The organism is Candidatus Pelagibacter sp. HTCC7211 (assembly GCF_000155895.1).
GTDB lineage: Bacteria > Pseudomonadota > Alphaproteobacteria > Pelagibacterales > Pelagibacteraceae > Pelagibacter.
In genome coordinates this window covers 571,075-596,296 of the sequence record NZ_DS995298.1, presented here as the reverse complement: position 1 = coordinate 596,296, position 25,222 = coordinate 571,075, and the positions used below count along the sequence as shown (strand labels likewise).

The 25,222-nt window shown below is 30.1% G+C and carries 25 protein-coding genes; 8 read left to right on the top strand and 17 right to left on the bottom strand.

The features are described 5' to 3' along the window. The first annotated feature begins 87 nt into the window (after positions 1-87). Positions 88-315: a hypothetical protein gene (locus PB7211_RS03090; protein ID WP_008544432.1), complete on the top strand. Its 228-nt coding sequence runs from the start codon at positions 88-90 to the stop codon at positions 313-315. Here PB7211_RS03090 and PB7211_RS03085 read toward each other — a convergent pair. The 6 genes from PB7211_RS03085 to PB7211_RS03060 are packed head-to-tail and all read right to left on the bottom strand — an operon-like array spanning position 308 to position 6,515. Then, positions 308-1,360 carry a threonine aldolase family protein gene (locus tag PB7211_RS03085; protein WP_008544170.1) on the bottom strand — a complete coding sequence of 351 codons (1,053 nt, stop codon included), beginning with the start codon at positions 1,358-1,360 and terminating at the stop codon, positions 308-310. The two genes, PB7211_RS03090 and PB7211_RS03085, sit on opposite strands and share 8 nt — an antisense overlap. A gap of 2 nt (positions 1,361-1,362) precedes the next feature. Next, the gene (locus tag PB7211_RS03080; RefSeq protein ID WP_008544514.1) at positions 1,363-2,478 is read right to left on the bottom strand and encodes a serine/threonine protein kinase; all 1,116 of its coding nucleotides are present in this window, start codon (positions 2,476-2,478) and stop codon (positions 1,363-1,365) included. 4 nt (positions 2,479-2,482) lie between these two features. Further along, positions 2,483-3,700, bottom strand: coding sequence for an aminopeptidase P family protein (locus tag PB7211_RS03075; RefSeq protein WP_008544891.1), 1,218 nt, complete (start codon positions 3,698-3,700; stop codon positions 2,483-2,485). 4 nt (positions 3,701-3,704) lie between these two features. Then, positions 3,705-4,610: a DMT family transporter gene (locus PB7211_RS03070; protein ID WP_008544630.1), complete on the bottom strand. Its 906-nt coding sequence runs from the start codon at positions 4,608-4,610 to the stop codon at positions 3,705-3,707. A 50-nt stretch (positions 4,611-4,660) separates the two neighbouring features. After that, the gene (locus PB7211_RS03065) at positions 4,661-5,914 is read right to left on the bottom strand and encodes a molybdopterin molybdotransferase MoeA (protein WP_008544933.1); all 1,254 of its coding nucleotides are present in this window, start codon (positions 5,912-5,914) and stop codon (positions 4,661-4,663) included. After that, positions 5,907-6,515 (bottom strand): molybdenum cofactor guanylyltransferase, encoded by a 609-nt coding sequence (locus PB7211_RS03060; RefSeq protein WP_008544376.1) that lies wholly within the window; start codon positions 6,513-6,515, stop codon positions 5,907-5,909. Before PB7211_RS03060 ends, PB7211_RS03065 begins: the two co-directional genes overlap by 8 nt. Before the next feature lie 43 nt (positions 6,516-6,558). Here PB7211_RS03060 and PB7211_RS03055 point away from each other — a divergent pair, with 43 nt between their 5' ends. The 6 genes from PB7211_RS03055 to PB7211_RS03030 are packed head-to-tail and all read left to right on the top strand — an operon-like array spanning position 6,559 to position 14,169. Next, positions 6,559-6,957: an iron-sulfur cluster assembly scaffold protein gene (locus tag PB7211_RS03055; protein WP_029453632.1), complete on the top strand. Its 399-nt coding sequence runs from the start codon at positions 6,559-6,561 to the stop codon at positions 6,955-6,957. Continuing rightward, positions 6,958-7,434: an HPP family protein gene (locus tag PB7211_RS03050; protein WP_008544915.1), complete on the top strand. Its 477-nt coding sequence runs from the start codon at positions 6,958-6,960 to the stop codon at positions 7,432-7,434. A gap of 3 nt (positions 7,435-7,437) precedes the next feature. Beyond that, a complete protein-coding gene (gene fdhD / locus PB7211_RS03045; protein WP_008545003.1) occupies positions 7,438-8,277 on the top strand; it encodes a formate dehydrogenase accessory sulfurtransferase FdhD in 840 nt (279 codons plus the stop codon). A gap of 17 nt (positions 8,278-8,294) precedes the next feature. Next, positions 8,295-9,950 carry an NADH-ubiquinone oxidoreductase-F iron-sulfur binding region domain-containing protein gene (locus PB7211_RS03040; protein WP_008545971.1) on the top strand — a complete coding sequence of 552 codons (1,656 nt, stop codon included), beginning with the start codon at positions 8,295-8,297 and terminating at the stop codon, positions 9,948-9,950. After that, positions 9,950-12,718, top strand: coding sequence for a formate dehydrogenase subunit alpha (gene fdhF, locus PB7211_RS03035; RefSeq protein ID WP_008545972.1), 2,769 nt, complete (start codon positions 9,950-9,952; stop codon positions 12,716-12,718). The genes PB7211_RS03040 and fdhF overlap by 1 nt, the downstream gene beginning before the upstream one ends. A 5-nt stretch (positions 12,719-12,723) precedes the next feature. Beyond that, entirely contained in the window at positions 12,724-14,169 is a 1,446-nt protein-coding gene (locus tag PB7211_RS03030; protein ID WP_008545649.1) for a protein adenylyltransferase SelO, read from the top strand. Between the two features lie 2 nt (positions 14,170-14,171). On the opposite strand, the gene PB7211_RS03025 is transcribed toward PB7211_RS03030, so the two are convergent. Then, a complete protein-coding gene (locus tag PB7211_RS03025; RefSeq protein WP_008545548.1) occupies positions 14,172-15,275 on the bottom strand; it encodes an NAD(P)/FAD-dependent oxidoreductase in 1,104 nt (367 codons plus the stop codon). A 2-nt stretch (positions 15,276-15,277) separates the two neighbouring features. Then, positions 15,278-15,745, bottom strand: coding sequence for a TspO/MBR family protein (locus PB7211_RS03020; protein ID WP_034398908.1), 468 nt, complete (start codon positions 15,743-15,745; stop codon positions 15,278-15,280). On the opposite strand from PB7211_RS03020, the gene PB7211_RS03015 reads away from it, so the two are divergent. Beyond that, positions 15,702-16,529 carry an SDR family NAD(P)-dependent oxidoreductase gene (locus PB7211_RS03015; protein WP_008545803.1) on the top strand — a complete coding sequence of 276 codons (828 nt, stop codon included), beginning with the start codon at positions 15,702-15,704 and terminating at the stop codon, positions 16,527-16,529. The genes PB7211_RS03020 and PB7211_RS03015 overlap by 44 nt on opposite strands. On the opposite strand, the gene PB7211_RS03010 is transcribed toward PB7211_RS03015, so the two are convergent. From PB7211_RS03010 to gcvT, 9 genes are all read right to left on the bottom strand, one after another. Beyond that, positions 16,526-16,771 (bottom strand): DUF2061 domain-containing protein, encoded by a 246-nt coding sequence (locus PB7211_RS03010; RefSeq protein ID WP_034398906.1) that lies wholly within the window; start codon positions 16,769-16,771, stop codon positions 16,526-16,528. The two genes, PB7211_RS03015 and PB7211_RS03010, sit on opposite strands and share 4 nt — an antisense overlap. A 39-nt stretch (positions 16,772-16,810) precedes the next feature. Beyond that, positions 16,811-16,987: a hypothetical protein gene (locus PB7211_RS07955; RefSeq protein WP_008544457.1), complete on the bottom strand. Its 177-nt coding sequence runs from the start codon at positions 16,985-16,987 to the stop codon at positions 16,811-16,813. A gap of 119 nt (positions 16,988-17,106) precedes the next feature. Beyond that, positions 17,107-17,655 carry a DUF3833 domain-containing protein gene (locus PB7211_RS03005; protein WP_008544972.1) on the bottom strand — a complete coding sequence of 183 codons (549 nt, stop codon included), beginning with the start codon at positions 17,653-17,655 and terminating at the stop codon, positions 17,107-17,109. A gap of 20 nt (positions 17,656-17,675) precedes the next feature. Continuing rightward, the gene (locus tag PB7211_RS03000) at positions 17,676-18,854 is read right to left on the bottom strand and encodes an SAM-dependent methyltransferase (protein WP_008545510.1); all 1,179 of its coding nucleotides are present in this window, start codon (positions 18,852-18,854) and stop codon (positions 17,676-17,678) included. Beyond that, positions 18,854-19,618, bottom strand: a complete 765-nt coding sequence (locus PB7211_RS02995) for a DUF1365 domain-containing protein (protein WP_008545253.1) — start codon at positions 19,616-19,618, stop codon at positions 18,854-18,856. Before PB7211_RS02995 ends, PB7211_RS03000 begins: the two co-directional genes overlap by 1 nt. Continuing rightward, positions 19,611-20,858 (bottom strand): NAD(P)/FAD-dependent oxidoreductase, encoded by a 1,248-nt coding sequence (locus tag PB7211_RS02990; RefSeq protein WP_008545553.1) that lies wholly within the window; start codon positions 20,856-20,858, stop codon positions 19,611-19,613. Before PB7211_RS02990 ends, PB7211_RS02995 begins: the two co-directional genes overlap by 8 nt. Positions 20,859-20,864: 6 nt before the next feature. Next, a complete protein-coding gene (gcvP, locus tag PB7211_RS02985) occupies positions 20,865-23,735 on the bottom strand; it encodes an aminomethyl-transferring glycine dehydrogenase (protein WP_008545393.1) in 2,871 nt (956 codons plus the stop codon). Continuing rightward, positions 23,735-24,115: a glycine cleavage system protein GcvH gene (gene gcvH / locus PB7211_RS02980; protein ID WP_008545709.1), complete on the bottom strand. Its 381-nt coding sequence runs from the start codon at positions 24,113-24,115 to the stop codon at positions 23,735-23,737. Before gcvH ends, gcvP begins: the two co-directional genes overlap by 1 nt. Then, a complete protein-coding gene (gene gcvT, locus PB7211_RS02975) occupies positions 24,115-25,218 on the bottom strand; it encodes a glycine cleavage system aminomethyltransferase GcvT (protein WP_008544917.1) in 1,104 nt (367 codons plus the stop codon). Before gcvT ends, gcvH begins: the two co-directional genes overlap by 1 nt. Positions 25,219-25,222 lie beyond the last annotated feature (4 nt).

The following is a 25,222-nucleotide window of genomic DNA, read 5'->3' as shown; positions in this document are numbered from 1 at the left end:
AAACTTTTAAGATAATGATTGTAGGATTTTATAGGATAACTCGACACTAACTCGACACAGAAGAGATAAAACAAGGATTTAAGTAGTTTGAATAAAGAAAACGCAAATAAACTCTGGAAAATTATTCAGGAAGCTGGCGATTATTTGCGCGGTCAGCTGCCCGACCACCCAAATCATCCTAAAGGAAGAAACTCCTACGCCCATGTAGCGATATGTGTGAAAGATAATTTTAATGCAAGTTACAAAGATATTCCTGATGAAAAATTTAATGAGGTGGTAAATTATATTGAATATCTAAAACAAAACCCTAGTTAGTCTTATTGAGTATATTTAAAAACTCATCAACATCATTATCCTTAGTATTCCAAGCTGCAACTAATCTCACTGCTTTACCGTCCCACTCGTCTTCATTTATTGTATAGCCCTCGGAATTTAAATGTTCAATTTTATTTCTTGGAAATGTTGCAAAAACCTCATTAGCTTCGGTTGGAAAAGATAAATTAATATCAGGGTGACTAATCAATCCATCACTGAGTTTTTTTCCCATTTTATTTGCGTGTCTTGCATTTTTAATCCAAACATCATTAGTTATATAAGCATCTAATTGAGCAGATACAAAACGCATTTTTGATAACAAATGCCCTGCTCTTTTCATTAAAAAAGTAACATTGCCAACTAAATCTTTTTTAAAGAAAATTATAGCTTCTGCAGCTAAACAACCATTTTTGGTTGCACCAAAAGATAATACATCAATACCTGACTTCCAAGTCATCTCGGCTGGCGTTACATCAAGTGACACTAATGCATTTGCAAATCTAGCGCCATCCATATGCATATTTAAATTATGATTATGAGCAACATCTGATATTTTTTTTATTTCATCTAATTGATAAACTTCTCCTGTTTCACAAACTTGTGTAATGCTAACAGACGAGGGTTGAGTATGGTGTACAATTCCTTTTCCAGTAATCGCTTCATCTAGTTCTTCAGCAGTTATTTTTCCTTTAACACCCTGGAGAGTAACAAGTTTTCCACCACCAGTGTAGAATTCTGGAGCGCCACATTCATCAGTGTTAATATGGGACATTTTATGACAATAAATATTACCAAATGATGGTGTCATCGTTGATAAAGCTAAAGCATTAGCAGCTGTTCCTGAAGCTGTAGGAAAAACTATAACTTCTTTTTCAAAAATTTGAGAAAATTTATCTTGAAGTTCTGTTGAAATTTGGTCGTTTCCATAAGGAGTGCTGTCTCCTTCATTAGCTTTAATAATTGCATCTAATACTTCTGGACAAGCACCCGCAACATTATCTGATGCAAATTTAACTCTTTCTCTTTTTGTTTTAATTTTTGCCATATCTATTGCTTTGGAAAATAATCTTTAAGATCACCTTCTCGATAAACATCTGCAGTACAACAATGAAGTCCACCTCCAAATGCGTAAGCATCTCTAAGTTCTACAGGAACTACTTCCATGCCTAATTTGTCTAGTTGTTCAGCTTGATAAACTTCACTCTTTTCAACACAAACTGTTTTTGGGTCAAGAACTAACACATTCATTGATAGCCATGTTGATGAATAACATAGAGGAGGCGGTTCATTATGTGCAGGTTGAGCACTATCAATAATTTCCCAGCCATTATCTTCAAATAGTTTTCTTTGTTCTTTTGGTAGTCTTCTTTGAGGATTGTTAATAATTAATCCTTCTTTGATTGGAGTAAAAGTTGCATCAATATGTATTGGATAAGGGTCACCTGGAAAGTTAACTGCATGAACTCTATGATCTTTGTAATGTCTTTTTAACCAATCAATACCTTTTAAATTAGTAGTAAAGCCATGTTGAACGACCAAGTCTTTACCAAATCTTAAAACATCAGCAGCATCAAATAACGGTTCTTCTTCAGTTGTTACAAAAAACTTATCTTTAGTCCATTGTAATCTTTTTTGAATACCAATCTTGTCAGATAAATAATCTTTTCGATAATCAGCATCTGTCAGTCTTGGTTTTGGAGCTGACTCATGTCTCATATTAGGATCAGAATTATAATAATCTTTCAACAAAGGTCGGTAGCATAGATATTCAAACCATCTACATCGATAACTCATGGTTGCTTCTAAAATTTCATTTCCAACGGTAAGCAAAACATCTCTTGGAGGCATACATCCAAACATAGTTTCTGCTTCCCAATCTGGAGTAGATGTTTTTTGATTAAAATCTATTGGGGTTGGACGATCTACTTTAATTCCTTTTTTCTCAAGCAAGCTTGCAAAATTATCTAAAAGTTGATTTGCTTTATCAACAGTGTCTTTTGTTCTAGGGCCAAACTGACCTCTCATATCACTATCCTCTGGAACCTTTGCATCTAAAGCTGGCTCTGGTGCTGGAATACATGTTCCATCCGCTCTACCAACAATTACATGTTTTAACGAATCCCATTCATTCCAACTATTAACGATAGTCTTTTGATCATTCATAATTTTAATTTTGTATAATATTATGTTCAGGCCCGAAAGGAAATTTTGTAATATTCTCAGCACCTTCTTCACCAATAACTAAAATATCATGCTCTCTATATCCACCTGCCCCTGGATTTCCTTCGGGAATCATAATCATTGGCTCCATTGAAATGACCATATTTTTTTCGAGGACAGTATCGATGTCTTCTCTAAGTTCTAATCCAGCTTCTCTTCCATAAAAATGAGAGAGAACTCCAAAAGAATGACCATACCCAAAAGTTCGATAATGCAAATAACCAAGTTTAGCAAATAATTCATTCAGTTCATGGCATATATCAGAACATTTTACACCAGGTTTGATAAGTTCTAATCCACGTTTATGAACTTTTACATTTGCTTCCCATGCTTTAAGTGAAGCATCATCAGCATGATCTAAAAATAGTGTTCTCTCTAATGCTGTATAGTATCCAGAAATCATTGGAAAAGTATTTAGAGATAATATGTCTCCTTTTGTTAATTTTCTATTTGTCTTTGGATTATGTGCACCATCTGTATTAATCCCTGATTGAAACCAAACCCATGTATCCATATATTCTGCACCAGGATAAGTTTTTACAATTTCTCTTTCCATTCGATCACGTCCAGCAATTGCAACTTCAATTTCTGTATTACCTTCTCTAATATTTTTTACAATTTCCTCTCCACCTAGATCGGCTATACGAGCTCCATTTTTAATAATCTCAATTTCTTCATTAGATTTGATCATTCTTAATTTCATTAATTCTTTTGAGACATCACTAAAAACTGAAAAAGTAAAAATAGATCCAATTTTTTCTCTCATATCTAGTGTTACGTGATCATTCTCAAGTCCAATATTTTTAGGTGGATCGTCTCTACCAATAATTGATACTATTGCTCTGAGAAAATTATCTCTTTTCCAGTCAGTATAAATTACATTATCGCAGTGTGATCTTCTCCAAGGTTGACTTGCATCAATGTTTGCTGAAATAGTTGAAATTTTATTTTTAGTAATAACGCATCCATAAGGTCTTCCAAAAGAACAGTAAATAAAACCAGTATAATAAGCAATATTATGCATTGAAGTTAAAATAACCATGTCTAGATTATTTTTATCCATAACATTTCTTAAATTATTTACTCTTCTGTCATACTCAGAATTACTGAAGGGAAGTTTAACCTTTTCACCATTTTTTAATGTAAAAAAATCAGGTCGTTCCATATGATTAATTTAATCCGATATATCTTTTATTCCATCTCATTAATAAACTGTAATAAGTAAGAGATATAAATAAGAAAAAACCACCAATAATAGTATTAGTCGAAGGAATTTCATTGATACCAAACAAAGGTAACCACACCCAGAATATTCCACCAATGACTTCAGTTAGAGAAAGCAGAGTTAATTCAGCAGCTGGAATTGCTTTAGATCCAATTGAATATAAAATTAATCCAAGGCAAACTAATGTTCCATGTAAAGAAAACAGTGCACTATTGTAACTAGATGAAAAGAAAACTAAGTCGTTGGTTAAAATCATTATTGAAGCAAAAATAACACAAAAAAATCCTGCAAAAGCAGTTGTAGTAAATTTTGGAGTTTCTTTACGCCACCTTAAAGATACTGAGAATATTGAAAAACCAACTGAAGATGTAATTCCAAAAATAAAACCTACCATGGTATTTTGGTTGTCGGTTCCAATTGCCATAATAGAAATTCCTATTGTTGCAATAATAATTGATATCCAAACATTCAAAGTAATTTTTTCTCTTAAAAATAAAAAAGCTAATAAAGCTGTAAAAAAAGGCATTGCAGCTAAACATAATAACGTGATTGCAGCACTTGTATTGGTTATTGAAAACATAAAACAAATCATTGCAATACCAAGACCGGAGCCACCTATTAGTCCAGAGATACCCATCTTAAAATAATTTTTATAGAAATCTTTTCCCTCTTCAAAGAATAGATATAAATTTAATAAAATAAAAATTGTTGAGCCTCTTCCAAAAATATATTGCCATGGGATTAATTGAGGATCATTCATGTATCTAACAACTAGTGGTCCAAATGACCAAATTAGACCTGCAAATAAAACTACCGGAACAGCTATTTTAGGATTTTTAAGTATTAACATAAGCAGATATTTAATTGTAAATAGATTTAACTACAACAAAAATGACATTTCTATATTAAGGCTTGATTTGATTGATTTGGTAAGTAGCAATCTACAATTTCACCTTTCTTAAATTTTGATTTACCAGATGGTAATATTGCCCAAATATTTGATTTTACAAATGATTTAATTCTAAAAGACTCCTGGCCTTTTAAAATTTCGACTTCAATTTTTCCATCTTTAGTTGTGTTTAATTTACTTTTAGCAAATCTAGTAAAATTTTTTTTCTTCAAAAAATCATTTTTTAAAACTGCCTTAATCGGCTTTTCTGCACTAAGTCCTAAAATTTTTTCAAAATAAGGGTACACAAAAAATCTAAAGCAAGCAGCTGATGACATCGGATTACCTGGTAGTCCAAAAATTGCTTTTTGGTTGTTTTTTATCTTTGCAAACAATATAGGTTTGCCAGGACGTATAGATACACTTTTAAAATAATTAGATAGTTGAAAAGACCTTACTACACTTGGTATATAGTCAAATTTACCTGCTGAAACAGCTCCTGAAGTAATAATTATATTTATATTAGACCTTAACATTCTATTGATCTTGGTTTTATATAGTTTTTGATGGTGATCCTTTAAAATCCCACCATCTATAAAATTAAATAAAAAGTTTTTATCTAAATTTCTAATATATTGACTATTTGAATTTCTCACTTTCCAATCAGGGATATTATCTTTATTAGAAATTTCATTTCCTGTTGAAAAAAATAATATATTTATTTTTTTTTTAACTTTGATGTTCTTAATACCTAAAGTTTTAAAAGCGAGTATGTGATTTGGTTGAATTATAGTATTTTTTTTTATTACTAATTCATTTTTTTTATAATCAGATCCTGCAAATCTAACATGATCATATTTCTTAACTTTTTTATCAATTATTATGTATTTTTTTTTGTTTTTGTTTGGATGAAACTTAATCTGTTCGATTGGAATAATAGTATCAAAGCCTTTTGGAATAATTCCTCCTGTCATGATCTCAACAGTATTAAATTTCTCTATTCTTTTTTTAAATGGTTTGGCGCCAGCTGCAACAGAACCAATAATTTTGAATTGTTGAGGTAATTTTTTTTTAATTTGTTTAGTGTCTTTAGAATTTATTGCGTAACCATCAAAAGCTGCATTGTTTCCTGAAGGATAATTCATTTTTGAGTAAATATTTTCAGATAAAACTCTATTTAATGAATTCATACTTTTAATATTTTCATCTTGAATTTTAATAATTGCTTTAGACAAAATTTTTTTTGAGTTTTGATAACTAATCATTTTTTAAATACTCTTTAGCTTTTATTAAATCTTCTTTGGTATTAATATTGAAGAAAGGATCTTTGTTTTCAAACTTCATATTAATTGACTTTACACCAATTTTATTTGCCCACATTTCAACTTTTCTTTCACCATTGTCCAAGTCCTTTTCTAATCTATCTAATAAATCAATAGACCAAAGTCCAAATATATTATGTCTAGTATCATTAGAGTTAATAAAAAAAAGTTTACCTTCATAATCTTTAATTTCTTCTAGAAAATTATTTAAAATTTTTTTTTTAAAAAAAGGCGTATCCGATGGAAAAGTTGAAATCCATTTATAATTTTTATTATTTTGCCTGATCCATTTCATAGCAGTTAAAATACCTCCTAAAGGACCTAATCCCCTTTTTGTATCTTCAACTAATGAAATTTTATTTGAATTATTATATTTAATTTTATTATTTGAAATTAATAATACCTCTTTAAATTCATCAATAATTTCTGATAAAATATAATCTATCAACAATTTATCTCCTAATTTAACTTGGCATTTATCTTCACCAAACCTTTGGGACTTTCCGCCTGCTAGTACAACACCTAAAATATTGCTATGATCCATCCACCAAAATATAAAACATTAAAATTTGAATTAAAGAAATATAATGGACCTTAGAATTTTAGAGATAGCATCGCACACTGAAAATAATAAGATTATTGAGGACTTCACTCATAAGTCTAAACATAAAAATCCTCTATGTGGAGATGAAATGGAAATCAGCTTAATTGTTAAAAACGATGTGATTAAAGATATGGGATATCAATGTAAATCTTGTGTTTATTGCCAAGCTTCTGTGAGCTTACTTTCTAGAAAAATAAAAAACCAAAAAATTGACGAAATAAAGACTTTTATTGCTAATAGCGAAAAGTTATTTGATGATGTTAAAATTAATATTGAAAAACATTGGAAAGATTTTATGGAAATTTTAGATAAAAAAAATCTTGCTCGTAAAGAATGCTTATTGCTACCTTTTAAAACTATTTTAAAAGCTTTAAAAATTTAAATGATAAAAATTACAAAACCTACATTACAAAAAGCATTAATTGCTGGTTTTTTCTCTGCATTCACTATCGGTGTATTAACTGTATTAACTTACAAAAGTACTCTAGGTTATTTTTTAGCAGGATCATTTGGTTCATCGATGGTTTTATTATTTGGTTTTCCTGAAAGTCCTTTTGCTCAGCCTAAAAATGTTTTTTTTGGACATCTAATCACAGCTTTGGTTGGTGTTATATTTGTTAATTTTATTCCTCTGCCAATTTATATTAATATTGCTTTAGCTGTTGGTGCTGGAATATTTTTTATGATTTTACTTAATGTGGTACATCCCCCTGCAGGTGGAAATCCAATAATAGTAATTATTGGAAGTGCTTCTTATGATTTTTTAATAAGTCCAATAATTTTTGGTTGTATCATAATTTTATTATTAGCAATTTTAATTAATAAATTCATACTAAAAAAAAATTATCCTTTAAAATAATTTATGAATTCAAAATATAAAGTTTTAAAATTTAACTCAAAGAAATTTGAGTCAATTGATGACTTAATTTCAATTGAAGAGCCTTTAGAAATTTCGTTAAAATATAAAGATGAAAATAACTGGATTACACAAAATCTTTCTATTACAATGAGAACGCCAGGTGATGATGAAAATCTAGTAAGAGGATTTCTATTTAACGAACAAATAGTTCAAGATATTAAAGATATTGACTCCATAGAAAGTTATGGAAAAAAAGTAGGTCAATATAATATTCAAAACAAAATTTTAGCAACACTTAATAATTCTCAGAACGTTAATATTTCTAAAATTAAAAGAGATTTTTTAACAAATTCATCTTGTGGTGTATGTGGTAAATCATCATTAGATGCTTTAGAAATAATTAAAAAAGATAAAACAAGCTCTGTTGAACCACAAATTTCAAAAGAGGTCATTATTGAGTCGCCAAATATTTTAAAAAATAATCAGTCAGAATTTAGTAAAACTGGAGGAATCCATGCTAGCGGTCTATTTAGTAGTAATGGTCAACTTATTGATCTTAAAGAGGATGTCGGAAGACATAATGCGCTAGATAAACTTGTGGGTAGTATATTAATTAATGGAAAACTAGAGCCAAAAAATCAATTTATAACCTGTTCAGGCAGATTAAATTTTGAATTGGTCCAAAAAGTATTAATGACTAATATTGGCATAATGATAGGAGTTGGTGCGCCAACTAGTCTTGCTATAGACCTAGCGAATAAGTTTGACATGACCCTTATTGGTTTCGTAAAGAGAGATAGTTTTAATATTTACACAAATAACAAAAAAGTTAATGTGGATTAATTTAAAAAAGGGTAACGGTGTCAAAAAACATAAGTAATTTATCTGGAAGAATAGGATTAAAAGATAATCTATTTAAACAAATTTCAGAAAATACATTAAGTGAAAAACCTCAAGATATTAAGGAAATTGCCAAAAAACATAATCTTGGAGTGTCAACTCTTCATGGGGCAGAGTCTTTTTATGAATTTTTAAGACCTGCTCACAGAGAAAAAAAAGCATTTGTGTGTAATGGTAGTGCATGTATGTGTGCAGGAACACAAGAAAAACTAAAAGACACTCTAAAAGAAAAACTTGGTGATGATAAAGTTGGTGAAATGTTTTGTCTTGGTCATTGTTATGAAAATAATGCATTTCACTATGATGGTGAAAATTATGCAGGAAAAGATATAGAAAAAATTGATCAAATTTTAAAAGGTGAAGATATCAAACAAGAAAAATTTTTTTCAAAAAGTTTTGCTACAACAAGTTTTTTAATGGATGATAAGTTTTCATCGACAGACCAATTTAAAGATCAATTAAACAAATTTTTAAAAGTTGATAAAAAAGAAATCATTAAATCATTATTAGACTCTAATCTAACTGGTAGAGGTGGCGCAGGTTTTCCTACAGGAATGAAATGGGATTTTTGTAGTAAAGCAAAAGGTGATAAAAAATATGTTCTTTGCAATGCAGATGAAGGAGATTCAGGCGCCTTTTCGGATAGATACTTGTTAGAAGATCAACCATTAAAAGTTATCTTTGGAATGGTAATTTGTGGTCTAGTGATTGGAAGTGATGAAGGTGTTTTGTATATAAGAGGTGAATATCCAAAATCTATTGAGGCTATTAATGGATGTATTAACGAACTTAAAAAATTAAATCTTTTAGGTGAAAATATTTTAGGAACAGATTTTTCTTTTGATTTAGGAATTTGTATTGGTCAGGGTGCTTATATTTGTGGTGAAGAAACTGCATTGATTGCATCTATCGAAGGAAGACGAGCAGAGGTAGATGTTAGACCCCCTTTTCCTGTTACAGAAGGTTTATATAAAAAACCAACTGTCGTAAATAATGTAGAAACTTTAGCTGCTGCAACTGGTATTTTAATTAATGGTTCTGAAAAATTTTCAGCTATAGGAAATAAAAAATCTGCAGGAACAAAATTAGTGTGTCTTGATAGTTTTTTTAATAATCCAGGTGTCTACGAAATTGATATGGGAACATCTATGAAAAAAATATTTGAAGAAATTGGTGGTGGATATAAAGAAGCTGTCAAAGCATTTCAAATAGGAGGTCCATTAGGCGGTGTTGTGCCTTTAGCTGAGATTGATAATTTAAATTTAGATTTTCAAGAATTTACTGCAAAAGGATTTATGCTAGGACATGCAAGTGTGGTAAGTATTCCAAAAGATTTTTCAATGTCAGAATATATTCATCATCTATTTGAATTTTCTGCTGAAGAATCGTGTGGAAAATGTTTTCCTGGAAGACTAGGATCATACAGGGGTAAAGAAATGTTTGACCAAGCAAAGAAAAAAACAGCAAAAATTCCCCTTAAATTGCTTAATGAATTACTAGTTACGATGCAAAAAGGATGTTTATGTGCTCTTTGTGGAGCAATCCCTACTCCAATAATGAATATTCTTAAGTACTTTGGAGATGAAATGAAAAATGATATGGTTAAGGATAATTAATGAGTTCTGAAAAAAGAAAAATTGCTTATATTGACGGAAAGCCCTATGAAATTGGTGCTAATCATACATCAATATTAAAATTTGTTAAAAGTTATGTTGGAGAAAAGAAAGTTCCAACTCTTTGCGATGATCCAAACCTTGCTCCATATGGAGCTTGCAGAGTGTGCTCTGTTGAGGTTGCGCTTGAAAAAGATGGTCCAACAAGAGTTGTTGCATCTTGTCATACACCCGTTGCTGAAAATCAACATATCTTTACATCAAATGAATCATTAAAAGATCTTAGAAAAAATATCGTAGAATTGGTTTTAACAGACCATCCTATGGAATGTGATAGTTGTGAGGTTAATAATAATTGTGAACTTCAAACTGTTGCTAATGATCTTGGTATCTCAGATCATAGATACAATAGTCCTAAACAACATAAAGGAATTCCAAGAGATACTTCTCATGACTATATGAGAATGAATTTAGATAATTGTATTAATTGTGGAAGATGTGTCAGAGCTTGTGACGAAATTCAAGGTTCATTTGTTTTAACTATGAGTGGTAGAGGATTTGAGTCTAGAATTACAACTGATAACGATATGATGTTTGGTGACTCATCATGTGTTTCTTGTGGAGCTTGTGCACACACATGTCCAACAGATGCTATCTCTGATGTTTTTCAATCTAAATCTGCAGCTGTAGATAAAAAAGTTAGAACCACATGTTCATATTGTGGAGTTGGCTGTAATTTAGAAGCATCAATCAAAGATGATAAAGTTGTAGCAATTGATACACCTAAAGAAACAGAAGTAAACGCCGGTCATACTTGTATTAAAGGAAGATATGCATTTAGTTTTTATGATCATCCTGACAGATTAAAAACTCCATTAATAAAAAGAAATGGAAAGTTTGAAGAAGCTTCATGGGATGAAGCGTATGATTTTATAAAAAAAGAAATGAACAGAATTGTAAAAGATAATGGTCCAGATGCATTTGCAGGAATTTCATCAGCAAGATGTACTAATGAAGAAAACTATATATTTCAAAAAATGATTAGAGCAGCTGTTGGAACTAACAGTGTTGATTGTTGTGCACGTATTTGTCATTCGCCTACAGCATGGGGTATGCAACAAACATTCGGAACGGGTGCTGCAACTAATTCTACAGAAGATATTTATCATGCTGATTGTTTTATAGTTATTGGAGCAAACCCAACAAATGCTCACCCAGTAACTGGTGCAAAAATTAAACAGCAAGTAATGAAAGGTAAAAAACTAATTGTATTAGACCCTGTAACAACTGAATTAGCAAGACTAGCAGATTACCATATCAAATTAAGACCTGGAACTAATGTTGCAGTACTGAATATGATGCTGCATTTTATTATAAAATCTAAGCTATATAACGTAGATTTTGTAAGAGATAGAACCGAAGGTTTTGATAATTTTATTAAAGAAATAGAAAGACAAGACGTAGATCATTTAGCTAGTGTTGCAGGTGTTGACAAACAAATGGTTAAAGAAGCGGCCATAACCTATGCAACTGCTAAAAATTCAATGGAATTCCATGGTTTAGGAGTTACTGAACAAGAACAAGGGTCTAAAACAGTAATGCTTATTGCAGATCTTGCAATGATTACAGGAAATATTGGAAGAAAAGGTGTTGGTGTAAATCCACTTAGAGGACAAAACAATGTTCAAGGAGCTGCGGATATGGGTTGTCAACCACATCAAGGAGCTGGTTACTTTGAGGTTGCTGATAAAAAAAATCAAAAATTTTATACCGAAAAATATGGTGTAACTCATCCAACAAAACCAGGATTAAAAATTCCACAAATGTTTGAGGCAGCAATTGAGAAAGAATTAAAAGGTCTATGGATTATTGGAGAAGATATTGTGCAAACAGACCCCAACAGTGCACATGTTGTTGAGGCAATGAACTCGTTAGAGCTTTTAGTTGTTCAAGAAATATTTATGAGTGAAACGGCTAAACTTGCAACGGTTGTATTACCAGGAACAACTTTCTTAGAAAAAGATGGAACGTTTACTAACACTGAAAGAAGGATACAAAGAGTTAATAGAGCGGTTCCACCACTCCCTGGTACAAAACCAGATGGAGTTATTGTAACAGATATGATGCAAAAACTTGGTTTTGATCAACCCACATATGATGCAGATAAAATGTTAAAGGAAATTGCAGATGTGGTTCCTTTCTTTAAAGGAGTAACAAGAGAAAGGCTCGGTAAGCTTGGATTACAATGGCCAGTTCAAGAAGATGGAACTGATACACAAATTCTTCATACAGAAACATTTAAACTTGGAAAAGGAAGACTTAAAAACTTTGATTGGAAAGAGTCAACAGAAATAGAGACTAATAAAAAAGATTATCCTTTAATTTTAACGACTAGTAGAGTCCTACAACATTATAATGCTGCAACCATGACTAGAAGAACAAAAAATATAAATATAGTTGATGAAGATGTTCTGCTTATTCATCCAAACGATGCAGCAAATAGAGATCTTAATACAGGTGATATTGGAAGACTATATTCAGGACGAGGTGAAGTAGCTTTAAAGGTTGAAGTCACTGATAAAGTGAAAGAAGGAATAGTATTTACAACTTTTCATTTTCCTGAACACATGGTTAATATGGTTACGGGTCATGGAAAAGACGAAGAAACTATGTGTGCTGAATACAAAGTATCTTCGGTAGAAGTTCAAAAAATTTCTAATCAGTTTAAAACAGAAGTAAAGCCTAAAGAAAATCAAGCTGAAGTAGTTTAATTTAAATGACCATTGGTTGGCATTTTGATAACACCTATTCAAAACTTTCTGATAATTTTAAAGAAGTAATCAAACCAACGCCTGTTAAAGATCCTGAATTAATAATATTAAATGAAAAACTAGCTAAAGAATTAAATTTAGATTTTTCTAATATATCAAAAAAAGAATTAGCAAAAATTTTTTCAGGTAATGTTTTACCTGAAGGAAGTTCCACAATTGCCCAAGCTTATGCAGGTCATCAGTTTGGTCATTTTACTATGTTGGGAGATGGAAGAGCTGTCCTATTAGGTGAACATTTGGTCAATAAAAACAAGCGTTTTGATATCCAATTTAAAGGGTCAGGAAAAACATCATTCTCTAGAAGTGGTGACGGACGTGCAGTATTAGGACCAATGCTTAGAGAATATATTGTTAGTGAGGCTATACATGCATTAAATATTCCGACTACAAGAAGTTTAGCTGTAATTAGTACTGGAGAAAAAGTTGTTAGAGAAAATTTATTACCTGGAGCGATTTTAACACGTGTAGCATCTAGCCATATTCGTGTAGGAACTTTTCAATATATCGCTGCTAAACAAAATATAGATGATTTAAACACTCTAGTTAATTATACAATTGATAGACACTATCCAGAAATTCAAACATCTGATAATAAAGCATTAGACCTTTTAAATCTTGTTATGGAAAAACAATGTCAGCTAGTTGTTAACTGGATGCGAGTTGGTTTTATTCATGGTGTAATGAATACAGACAATATGGCTATCTCAGGAGAAACTATTGATTATGGTCCTTGTGCATTTATGGATCATTATGATCCAAAAACAGTATTTAGTTCAATAGATAGATTTGGAAGATATTCATTTTCAAACCAACCACCAATAACTAAATGGAATTTGGCTAGATTTGCTGAGTGCCTCATACCAGTGATCGATAAAGATGAAGATGAAGCAATTAAAATAGCAAGCGAAACTATTAATAATTTTCAAAATATATATGAAGAAAAATGGTTAAACATGATGAGAGATAAACTTGGTTTTTTTGGAGAAGATCAAAGAGATAAAAAGATAATTGAAGATTTGCTCAATTGGATGGAACAAAATAAAGCAGATTATACAAATACTTTTTGTTACTTAATGAACAAAGACTCTATTAGTAATGAAATCTATAAAGATCAAAAATTTTTAACTTGGATTAAAAACTGGAAAAACAGAGTTTTAATTAATAATGGCTCTATAGAAAAATCTTTAAAACTTATGAAAAATACTAATCCAACTGTAATTCCAAGAAATCATAAAGTTGAAGAAGCATTATTAGCTGCAAATGAAAATAATTTAGATAATTTCAATAAGTTACTGTCCGTTTTGGAAAACCCGTACGATAATTTAGAAAATATTGATGAATTCCAATTTCCATCCTCAAATAATAATTATCAAACTTATTGTGGGACTTAATTCTATAAAACGTAAGGTTCAGGTCTAGCACTATTACCAAGCACTCTTTCAACTGAAAAATCACTTATATCAATCGTTTGATATGAGCCAGTAGTAATTAATTCTGTTAAGGCTCTTCCGATTCCAGGTGCTTGCATTAAACCTCTTCCTGTAAAACCTGAAGCCATATATACATTTTCATATTTAGGATGTTTGCCAACAACCGCATTGTTGTCTAATTTATTACAATCATAATAGCCTGCCCAACCACCAGTTAATTTTAATTCTTCAAATGCTGGTATTCTTTTAGCTAATGCGGGCCAAACTAATTCCTCAAAATCATTCCAAGCTGGTTCTAAATCTTCTGCATCAAATACAGAATGTGGAGAACCTGCAAGATACTCACCACCTTCTGGTCTCCAATAAACTCCGGTGGTTAAATCACCAGTTAATGGCATTTCTTTTATATATTTTGGACACTTAACTCTAAAAACTGTGTGTTTTTGGGGTACTACAGGAATGTCATCTAGCAACTTTTTAGTCCAGCATCCAGCAGCAGATATTATAGTTTTTGCTTTAATTTCTGAGATACTTTTTACTTCTCCTTTAATAAATTCTGTTCCTAATTCAATAGCTTTACTTTTTAATGCACCATGAAACATGAATGGATCAATCCAACCTTCGCTTTGATTGTCTGTGTAAGTGGCTGTCTCAATCCCATCATTATTAATGTAAGGAAAAACATTTGATAACTCAGAACCCTTAATATTTTTTGTTCCTGCATCACACTCTTTATGATTTTCAAGAGCTCTGTATTGTTCTTCTGCATGTTCAGGACCAAACATTAATAAATAGCCATTAGTTACCATGCTAGCAGTAGGATTAGGATTTTTTTCTGTTTTTAAAATCTCAGGAATATTAAAGATAAACTCTCTAGCAAATTTACCTAAAAGGATATTTTCTTTTTGAAAAAATTGTCTTCTAAATCCACCTAATGATAAAGGGAATGAAGCGGTTTTATATGTGGGATCTCTTTCTATTACTTTAACTTTTCTTCCTTCTTTTGATAAAAAGTATGCAGTAGCTGTACCGATTATTCCACCACCAATAATTACTACATCATCCATATTTAATTTAATATTAATAAGCTCGTATTAAGAATTAATGCAAAGCAACACCAAAGTAAATATGGAATCATTAAGTAAACGCTAAGCAGATTGACACGTTTAAACCTTATTATGAGAATTATTATCAATACGATTAATATAATTAATACTATTAGTGCTAAGAGAATATTATGGAATACAAAAAAAATTATACTCCAAGTTGTATTAAAGATTAAATGAATAAAATAAATATAAACTGTATTCATGTTTCTGTTTTTTGAATGCCAATAAAACCAAATTGCTACTGTCATCATTAAATAAAGTGTTGTCCAAACAGGTGCGAAAATCCAATCTGGTGGATTAAACGATGGTTTAATTAGTTGTGAATACCAAGGCTCTTTAAAATTAATAGTAGCTAATCCGCCAATTAAAGAAGCTGAATAAGTAATGAAAAAAAATAATATAAAAGTTAAAAATTTATTTTTAATCATGATAATAATATATCAATATAATATGAATAAAAAAACTATTTGGATCACAGGTGGTAGCACAGGTATAGGTAAGGCTTTAGCAATTAAATTTGCAAGTAAAGGCTGGAATGTTGCTGTATCTGCTAGACGTGAGGAACTTTTGAAAGAGTTGTCGGATGATTATGAAAATATATCTTCTTTTCCTCTCGATGTAACTGATCAAATAAAATGTACAGAAGTATTCAATCAAATCAAAAATGAATTTGAAAATATAGATATTTGTTTTTTTTCAACTGGAACATGGAACCCAAAAAAAGAAAAAGATATTGATATTGAACAAATAGAAGATGTTTTCAAAGTTAATTTCTTTGGAACAATTAATACAATAAAAGCTGTCGAGAAATATTTTAAAGATAAAAAAAATGGTATTATTACAATAGTTTCCTCTATAGCAGGTTATCGAGGACTACCAAATTCTACAGGATATGGTCCATCAAAGTCAGCATTAAATAATTTAGCTGAAAGTTTATATTTTGATTTTAAAAGATTTAATGTCCGTATTTGTTTGGTTTCACCTGGTTTTATTAAAACGCCAATGACCGATAAAAATGATTTTAAAATGCCATTTTTAAAGACTTCTGAGTATGCTGCAGATAAAATTTATGATGGATTAATTAATAAAAACAATTTTGAGATACATTTTCCTAAGACACTCACTTTAATCTTAAAATTCTTGAGCTTTTTACCTAGTAGTATTTATTTTGGTTTACTAAGTAAACTTACAAAATATCAAAAAAAAAATTAATTTTTATTAAGATTTTTGCTAATCCACCATTTATCAAGAATGAAATACCAAATTGAATTAGCTAGAGGCTCTATAATTGCATCAGTTAAAGCTATAACAAATGATACATCAGCAACTAACATAAGAACAGTTATTGCAATAGCAAAATGACCAATAGTATAAACAATAGTTCTTAATATCGAACCCTTATTATTTCTAAATATATTTTCGGCTGCTTTGAATATACCTGTTGTAACTTCCATTTTTGTTTATAGGATAAATAGACTTCTTTTTAATTATTTTTAACTTTGTGAACAAACATCTTTAATAACAGGTACATTTGCACAATCATTACATTTTGTCTTTTGAACAATACAACCGTTATCAAGAACTTTTACATCTACAACTCTATCACATTTAGAGCATATAGATGAAACTGTAAGTCCACATTTTTTACAACTATAGTTTTGTGTTTCCATTATTTAATAATATTTTTTTTTAATGAAGAAACAACAAGATTGTTGGCGAATGATAATCAATCTCACATTTTTTTTGAGAATGATTATTGTTAGCTATAAAAACACAATAAAGAAAAAAATTAATCTTTTACAAATACGACTGTTAATTCTGCTACCTTAAAACCAAATTTAGTCATTGTCGCTCGATTTATAGCAACTCTTTCATCTTGTTTAAAAATCCAATCATCAAAAGTAATTTTCATTTCTTTACCTTTAACAGGAACTAATAAAACATACTCAAATTTAAATGCTGGTCCATAAGAATATCCTATTGCTTTACCAACAACATCTCCAGCTGTACCTTCATAATTATTTTCATCAATTTTAGTGATAGTCCATACTCTATTTTGAACTTCGCCATCATCCCAATTAAATTTTTCTTTTAAAATTAATTGTTTGCCGTCCCATGATCCATCCAAATCTGCTGAAAATTGTCTGGTAACTTTTCCTGAACGATTTTGTAAAACACCCCAAGCCTTAACATTTCCTGTTAAATACTCCTCTATTATAAGTCTTGGTTCTTTGTTTTTAAAATCTTCAGGTTTCATTGCATTGTTGTTTGAACAACTTGTAATTAAGAAGAGTGAAATTATCAATAAAATAGAGTTAACAATTTTTATATGACGCATCTAAAACTCCAATATATTCATTATTTGTTTTGAACCGAAAATTGAATTAAATCAATATTTTTTGATTTAAATCCAGCCTCACAATAAGATAGATAAAATTCCCACATTCTCTTAAAGGTTAAATCAAAACCTTGGTTTTTAATCATATCCCACTTTTTATTAAATTCTTTTTTCCAAATCGCAAGTGTATCTGCATAATGATCCGCATATGAAATATATGAATTAACAGTTAGTCCATTTTTAGAAACTAGTTTATTGATAGTATTTTTATTGGGCAAAAAACCTCCGGGAAAGATATATTTTTGAATAAAATCTTGTTTATTTTTGTATCGATCAAATAAACTGTCATCTATTGTAATAGCTTGAATGCCTGCCTTGCCTCCATCAGCTAAATTATTTTTCAATGTTTGAAAATAACTTTCTAAGTAATTTTGCCCAACTGCCTCTATCATTTCAATCGAAGCGATTGAATTATATTTACCTTTTAAATCTCGATAATCTTTTATTTCAATATTTACTTTTTCATTTAACCCACAATTATGAATTCTCTCTTTAGCGTACTCGAATTGCTTTTTTGAAATTGTGATACAATCAAGTTTAATATCATAGTTTTTACCACAATATTCTGCAAAACCGCCCCATCCACAACCAATTTCTAAAACACGATCTCCAGTATTAGGTTGGATTAGATTAATTAACTTTTGATACTTGTTATTTTGTGCTTCAGACAAATTTTTAGTTTGTTCATCAAATATAGCACTTGAATAAGTTAGTGTTTCGTCTAGCCATAAAGAAAAAAAATCATTTCCAAGATCATAATGCTTTGCAATATTTGCTTTACTCCTACTTTTTGTATTTTTGACAAATTTATTTTTAATAAAATTAAGGAATTTAAGATCTAATATTCCAGAAAATTTATGGACAATGTCTATATTTCTAGCTGTAAATTCAATTAAATTAGATAAATTATCAGTTTCAAATTCATCTCGCATATAACACTCAGCAAACCCTACGCTTCCTTTTTTTATCAAATTAAAATTTAATGCTGGATTTTTAATTTTTATAGTTGCTTTTAATTTTTGATCTGGGTTACCAAATTTTAAGATTTGACCTGAAAAAGTTGTTATTTCTATGTAACCATAAACAACTTTATTGAGAATACTAAAAACTATTTTATCTGCTATAGTATGTAAAATCATCAATTCTCAATCGTAATATTATTCTTACTTTTAATATTTTTTTTAATGAATTTAATTCCTTTTATCCACAATTTAAACGCTTCATAATGTATCGCTAATATAATTTTAAAGGTCATTATTGGATGTTTTATGTATGATTTAAGTAAATACTTTGAGTTTAAATCAGTTCTTGCACCCTCTTGGGAAGCAAATAAAATCTTACCTTCACTATCATATTGATCAATTACAACTGATATTTTATTTCCTGGTTTTAATATTCTAAAAAAATAATTGCATTTCATTTCAATAAAAGGAGATACATGAAATTTTTTTGAACAATTGTTTTGAATTAAATTATTATCTTCCTCAACTCTAAATATATAAGTATGTTGTTCACCAAATGTATTTTTAACTTCATACAAAATTGCAATAAGTTGTTTGCTTTGATTGTATACGTAAAATACACTCAAAGGATTGAATACAAATCCAAAAATTCTTGGGTAACATAATAATTTAATACTTATATTTTCTGTAGGAATTTTATTTTTTTCTAAATTTTTATTTACCCACTCTATCAAGGAGGTTCCATTTCTATCACCATGATCTTTGTCATAGAAACTGACTAAATTAAATCTATTATAGGAAAAAAGATTAATTTTTTTATCTAACTGATCTAATTCAGATAGATCTATTAGTAATGAAAAAACATTGTATTTAAAATAATGAACTTTTGGTTTAAATCTTTTGTGAATAACATGACCGTTGTAAATTGAAGAATTAATCATTTAAGGTTTTAAGCATTTCAATAGAAGATTTTATGCCATCTTCATGAAATCCGTAACCAAAATAACTGCCCGCGTATAAAGTATTGTTAATATTTTGAATTGATCTTAATTTTGACTGATTTTCTAACGCTTTTTGATCATAATAAGGATGAGTAAAATCTATTGTATTATAAATCAGATCAGGATTGATATTGAAAAAAGGATTTATAGTTAAAAAAATATTCTTATCTACTTTGAGGTTTTGTAATTGATTTAGCCAATAAGTGACTGAAGATTGTTGATTATTTTTTGGATTTAACGAAGAATTCCAAGAACACCAGGCTTTTCTATTTTTTGGCATTGAACTTTCATCCGAATGAATGACTGCTTTATTTTTTCTATATTTAAAATTACTTAAAATTTCTTTCTCTTGAGTTGTTAAATCTAAAACAATATTTAAAGTTTCATCTGCGTGAGAAGCGAGCACTACTTTATCATAAGTAAAAAATTCATTCTCAGATCCATAATAAACTTTTACTAGATTGTTTTCTCTTATAACTTTATTTATTTCATAGTTTTTAAAATATTCCCCACTTATACTTGATAGAATTTTATTCACATATGTTTTGCTCCTATTAGAAACTGTGTACCATTGTGGACGATTTTTAAGTTTGAATAATCCATGGTTTTTAAAAAAATTTAGAAAAAAAACCATTGGCATTTGAGAGGCCTCATAAGGAGGCATTGACCATATTGCTGAAACCATAGGAATTATATGATAATCAACAAAGAATTTTGATTTTTTTATTTTTTTTAAATATTCTCCAAGCGTAATGTGTTTGTCTAGATTGTTAGCATCTAAATTTTCACAATTTTTATAAAAATTTAAGATTTCAAAAAACATTTTAACAAATTTGATATTAAACAAATTTTGTCGATTAGAAAAAATACCGTTTAAGCCTTTGCCACAATATTCAATATTACTTTCTTTGACTGTAACTGAAAATGACATGTCACTTTTTTCAATTTTAACATCATTTTCATCAAAAAATTTTATTAAATTTGGATATGTGACTTTATTAAAAACCATAAAACCAATATCAACTGCAACTTTTTCCTTTTCGCTATAAACAACATCAAGAGTATAAGAATGTCCACCAAATCGATCTTGCTTTTCAAACAAATCAACTTTATGTTTTTTTGATAAATAATAGGCTGAACTTAATCCTGATATACCTGACCCAATAACAGCTATTTTCATTAATTATTATGCTGCATCTTCTTTAAACTCATCCATACTAGGACAAGTACAAAAAATATTTTTATCTCCGTATACATTATCCACTCTTGCTACGGGAGGCCAAAATTTATTTGTTTTTAAGAATTTTGCTGGATATGCAGCTTGCTCTCTTGAGTATTTATGACTCCATTCATCTGAAGCTAATTCAATATCAGTATGTGGTGCATTTTTAATTGGATTATCGACTTTATCAAATTTACCTGACTTGATCATGTCTATTTCAGATTTAATATTAATTAAAGTATCACAAAATCTATCCAGTTCAGATAAGCTCTCGCTTTCTGTTGGCTCGATCATCATTGTACCAGCTACTGGCCATGACATTGTTGGTGCATGAAATCCATAATCTATCAATCTTTTAGCTATATCTTCCTCGGTAATACCCGTTTCACTTTTAATAGATCGAATGTCAATTATGCATTCATGAGCCACATTTCCGTTTGAGCCTTTATAAAGAATTGGATAATGGTTTTTAAGTCTATGGGCTATATAATTTGCATTCAATATTGCAACTTGTGTGGCTAGTTTTAAACCTTGAGATCCCATCATTTTTATATACATCCAAGAAATTGATAAAATACTTGAGCTTCCCCATGGTGCTGCTGAAACTGATCCAATTCCTGTAGCAGGTCCACAATCTTTAACAACTGGATGATTTGGTAGATAAACTTGTAAATGTTTTTTACATGCTATCGGTCCCATTCCTGGTCCTCCTCCACCATGTGGTATACAGAACGTTTTATGCAAATTTATATGACAAACATCTGGACCAAAATTACCAGGTCTTGCTATACCAACAAGCGCATTTAAGTTTGCACCATCCATGTAAACTTGTCCACCATGTTCGTGAATTAATTTACATATATCAGTTATTTTTTCCTCAAATACACCATGAGTAGATGGGTATGTGACCATTAATGCTCCAAGGTTTTCAGAATGTGTTTCAGCTTTTTTCTTTAAATCTTCAAAATCAACATTTCCTTCTTTGTCACAATCAACTACAACCACTTTCATGCCAACCATTTGAGCACTAGCTGGGTTAGTTCCGTGTGCTGAGCTTGGTATTAAACAAATATTTCTATTTTCTTCGCCTCTATCTAAATGATATTTTCTAATTACCATTAATCCTGCATATTCCCCTTGAGCACCTGCATTAGGCTGAAGTGAAACTCCAGAAAAACCAGTAATAGATCTTAGCCAATTTTTAAGATCTGTGAACATTGCTCTATATCCTTCCATCTGTTCAATAGGAACAAACGGATGAGGCTCAGCTAATTCTCTCCATGAAATAGGTATCATTTCAGCAGTAGCATTTAATTTCATAGTGCATGAGCCAAGTGCAATCATAGTTCTGTTAAGTGCTATATCTTTATCTTCTAATTTTTTTAAATATCTAAGCATTTCAGTTTCTGAATGATATGAATTAAAAACAGGATGTTCTAAATATTTTGATGTTCTTAATAAATTTTTTGGTAGATTAGGCAAACTTGCAGAAGGATCCTCTCTTTTAATTGACTCCGCTGCATTAAAAATTTTTAATAATTGATTTGCTCTATAAACATTTTTCTTTTCATCAAAAGAAACTGCTAACATTTCAGAATTAACTTTTCTGATGTTTACTTTTTGATCTAGTGCATTTTTATAGATTTGATCAGTTTTTTCTTTAGTAACGATTGTGACTGTGTCAAAGAAATGATCTGAATAAATCTCATATCCTGATTGTTTTAATTTATCTGCAAAGTTTTTAGCTAATTGAGAAACTCGCTCAGCAATAGTACGAATGCCTTCTGGACCATGATATATAGCATATGCTGCTGAAACAATTGCTAACAACGCTTGTGCAGTACAAATATTACTTGTGGCTTTGTCTCTTCTAATATGTTGTTCTCTTGTTTGAAGCGACAATCGGTAAGCTTTATTTCCATGCCTATCAACTGAAACACCAATAATTCTTCCTGGCATTGATCTTTTAAATTCATCTTTAGTCGCAAAGAATGCAGCATGTGGTCCACCATAACCCATTGGAATTCCAAATCTTTGAGAGCTACCTACGGCTATATCTGCACCTAGTTCTCTAGGAGTTTTTAGTAGTGCTAAAGCTAATAAATCAGAGACTAGGACTGCCTTACCGTTTTTTTTATGGATTTTACTTATTGCTTCACTAGGATCTTTGATATCTCCCAAAGTTCCTGGATATTGTAATATTCCGCAAACCAAATCTTCTTTTAATTGATCCAATACTTTATCTTCATCGCCAACTAGTACTTTTAAACCCATTGGTTCTGCTCTTGTTTGAATTACATCTATTGTTTGAGGATGACAATTTTCTGATACAAAAACTAAATTACTATCCTTTTTATTTAATCTGTGACTTAATCCCATGGCCTCTGCAGCTGCTGTTCCTTCATCTAATAAAGACGCATTTGCTATATCCATACCTGTGAAATCAACAATCATTTGTTGAAAATTAAGTAGCATTTCTAATCTACCTTGAGCTACTTCTGGCTGATAAGGTGTATAAGCAGTGTACCAACCTGGATTTTCTAAAATATTTCTTAGAATTACGTATGGAGTGTAAGTTCCATAATAACCCATTCCTATAAAGTTAGAGTAAATTTGATTTTTTTTCGAAATTACTTTTAATTTTCTTAATGCTTCATATTCTGAATTTGACTCACCAATATTTAATTCATCTTTTAATTGGATTTTTTCTGGAACTGTACTTTTGATTAAATCATCTAGTGATTTATAATTAAGTTCCTTCAACATTTTATTTTGATCTTCATCAGAAGGTCCAATGTGTCTTTTTAAAAAATCTTTTTGAGAATTATGTAACATTAGCTTGAGCTCTCCTTTGCAAATTTTTCGTATTCTTCTTTGTTCATAAGGCTATCCATTTCAGATTGATCTTTCATTTTAAGTTTAAAAAACCATGCTGATCCTTCTGGATCTTCATTAATTTTGGAAGGATCATCAACTATAGCTTGATTAGTATCTACTACCTCGCCACTAATTGGAGTATAAACATCGCTTGCAGCTTTTGTAGATTCTACCACCCCTGCAGTACCATCTTTTTCAACATTAGATCCTTTTTCAGGAAGTTCAGCAAAAACTATATCTCCAAGCATTTCTGTTGCATGCTTTGTAATTCCTATTGTAGCTACATCTCCCTCTAAAGTAATCCACTCATGTTCTTTCGAAAATTTTACTTCACTCATTAATTTACTCCTTTCACATAATTTTTTTTATAAAATGGTAATGCACAAATATTTGCTGGATATTTTTTTCCTCTAACCTCAAGCAAAATCTTGGTATCAACTTTTGAAAAATCTTTATCAACATAACCCATCGCTATAGGACCATTTACACTTGGTCCAAACGTTCCACTTGTTATCTCACCGATTTGCGACTCTGTATCATTAAATATTTTAGTTTTTTCTCTAGCAATCAATCTACCTTTAGGTTTAATCCCTACTCTTATTTGATTTGCTCCATCTTGTATTTGGTTCATAATTTTTTCTGATCCAATAAAACCTCCATTTGACAATCTTGATTTTGAGATTGCCCATTTAAGGTTTGCTTCAATTGGTGTTTTATTTAAATTTAGTTCGTGACCATATAAACATAATCCAGCTTCTAATCTCAAGGTATCTCTTGCCCCAAGTCCTATAAGTTGTGCCCCTTTTTCAATTAGATTTTGCACAAATTTTTCAGCTTTATCGTTAGAAATTGATACTTCAAATCCATCTTCACCTGTGTAACCTGATCTAGTGACAAATAATTTTTGATTATCAGAATCAAACCAATTTCCTGACATAAAATTTAGTTGGTCGACCCCATTTATAATTGAGTTTAAAATTTCAACAGACTTAGGTCCCTGAATTGCTATCAATGATCTATTGTTGTCTAAATTCATTTTAAATTTCGTACCTAGAAGATTGGATAAAATCTCAAAATCTTTATCTTTGCATGCAGCATTTAGTATAATTAAATATCCATCTTCAATTTTAGTAATAATTAGATCATCATAAATTCCAGCATCCTCGTTCATTAAAAAACTATACTTAGAACTGTTTTGTTTTAGATTTTTTAAATCTAAAGGAAAAATTTTTTCTAATTCTTCTGTTAAGTTTTCATCACCATATATAAATAGCTGACCCATGTGAGATACATCAAATATTCCAGAATGAAGTCTTGTAAATTTATGTTCCTCAATAATACCTTTGCTGTATTGTATTGGCATCTCATAACCAGCAAACTCTACAAATTTAGCTTGATTGTCTTTGTGTAGATTATTTAGTGAAGTCTTTTTTATTTCCATATTA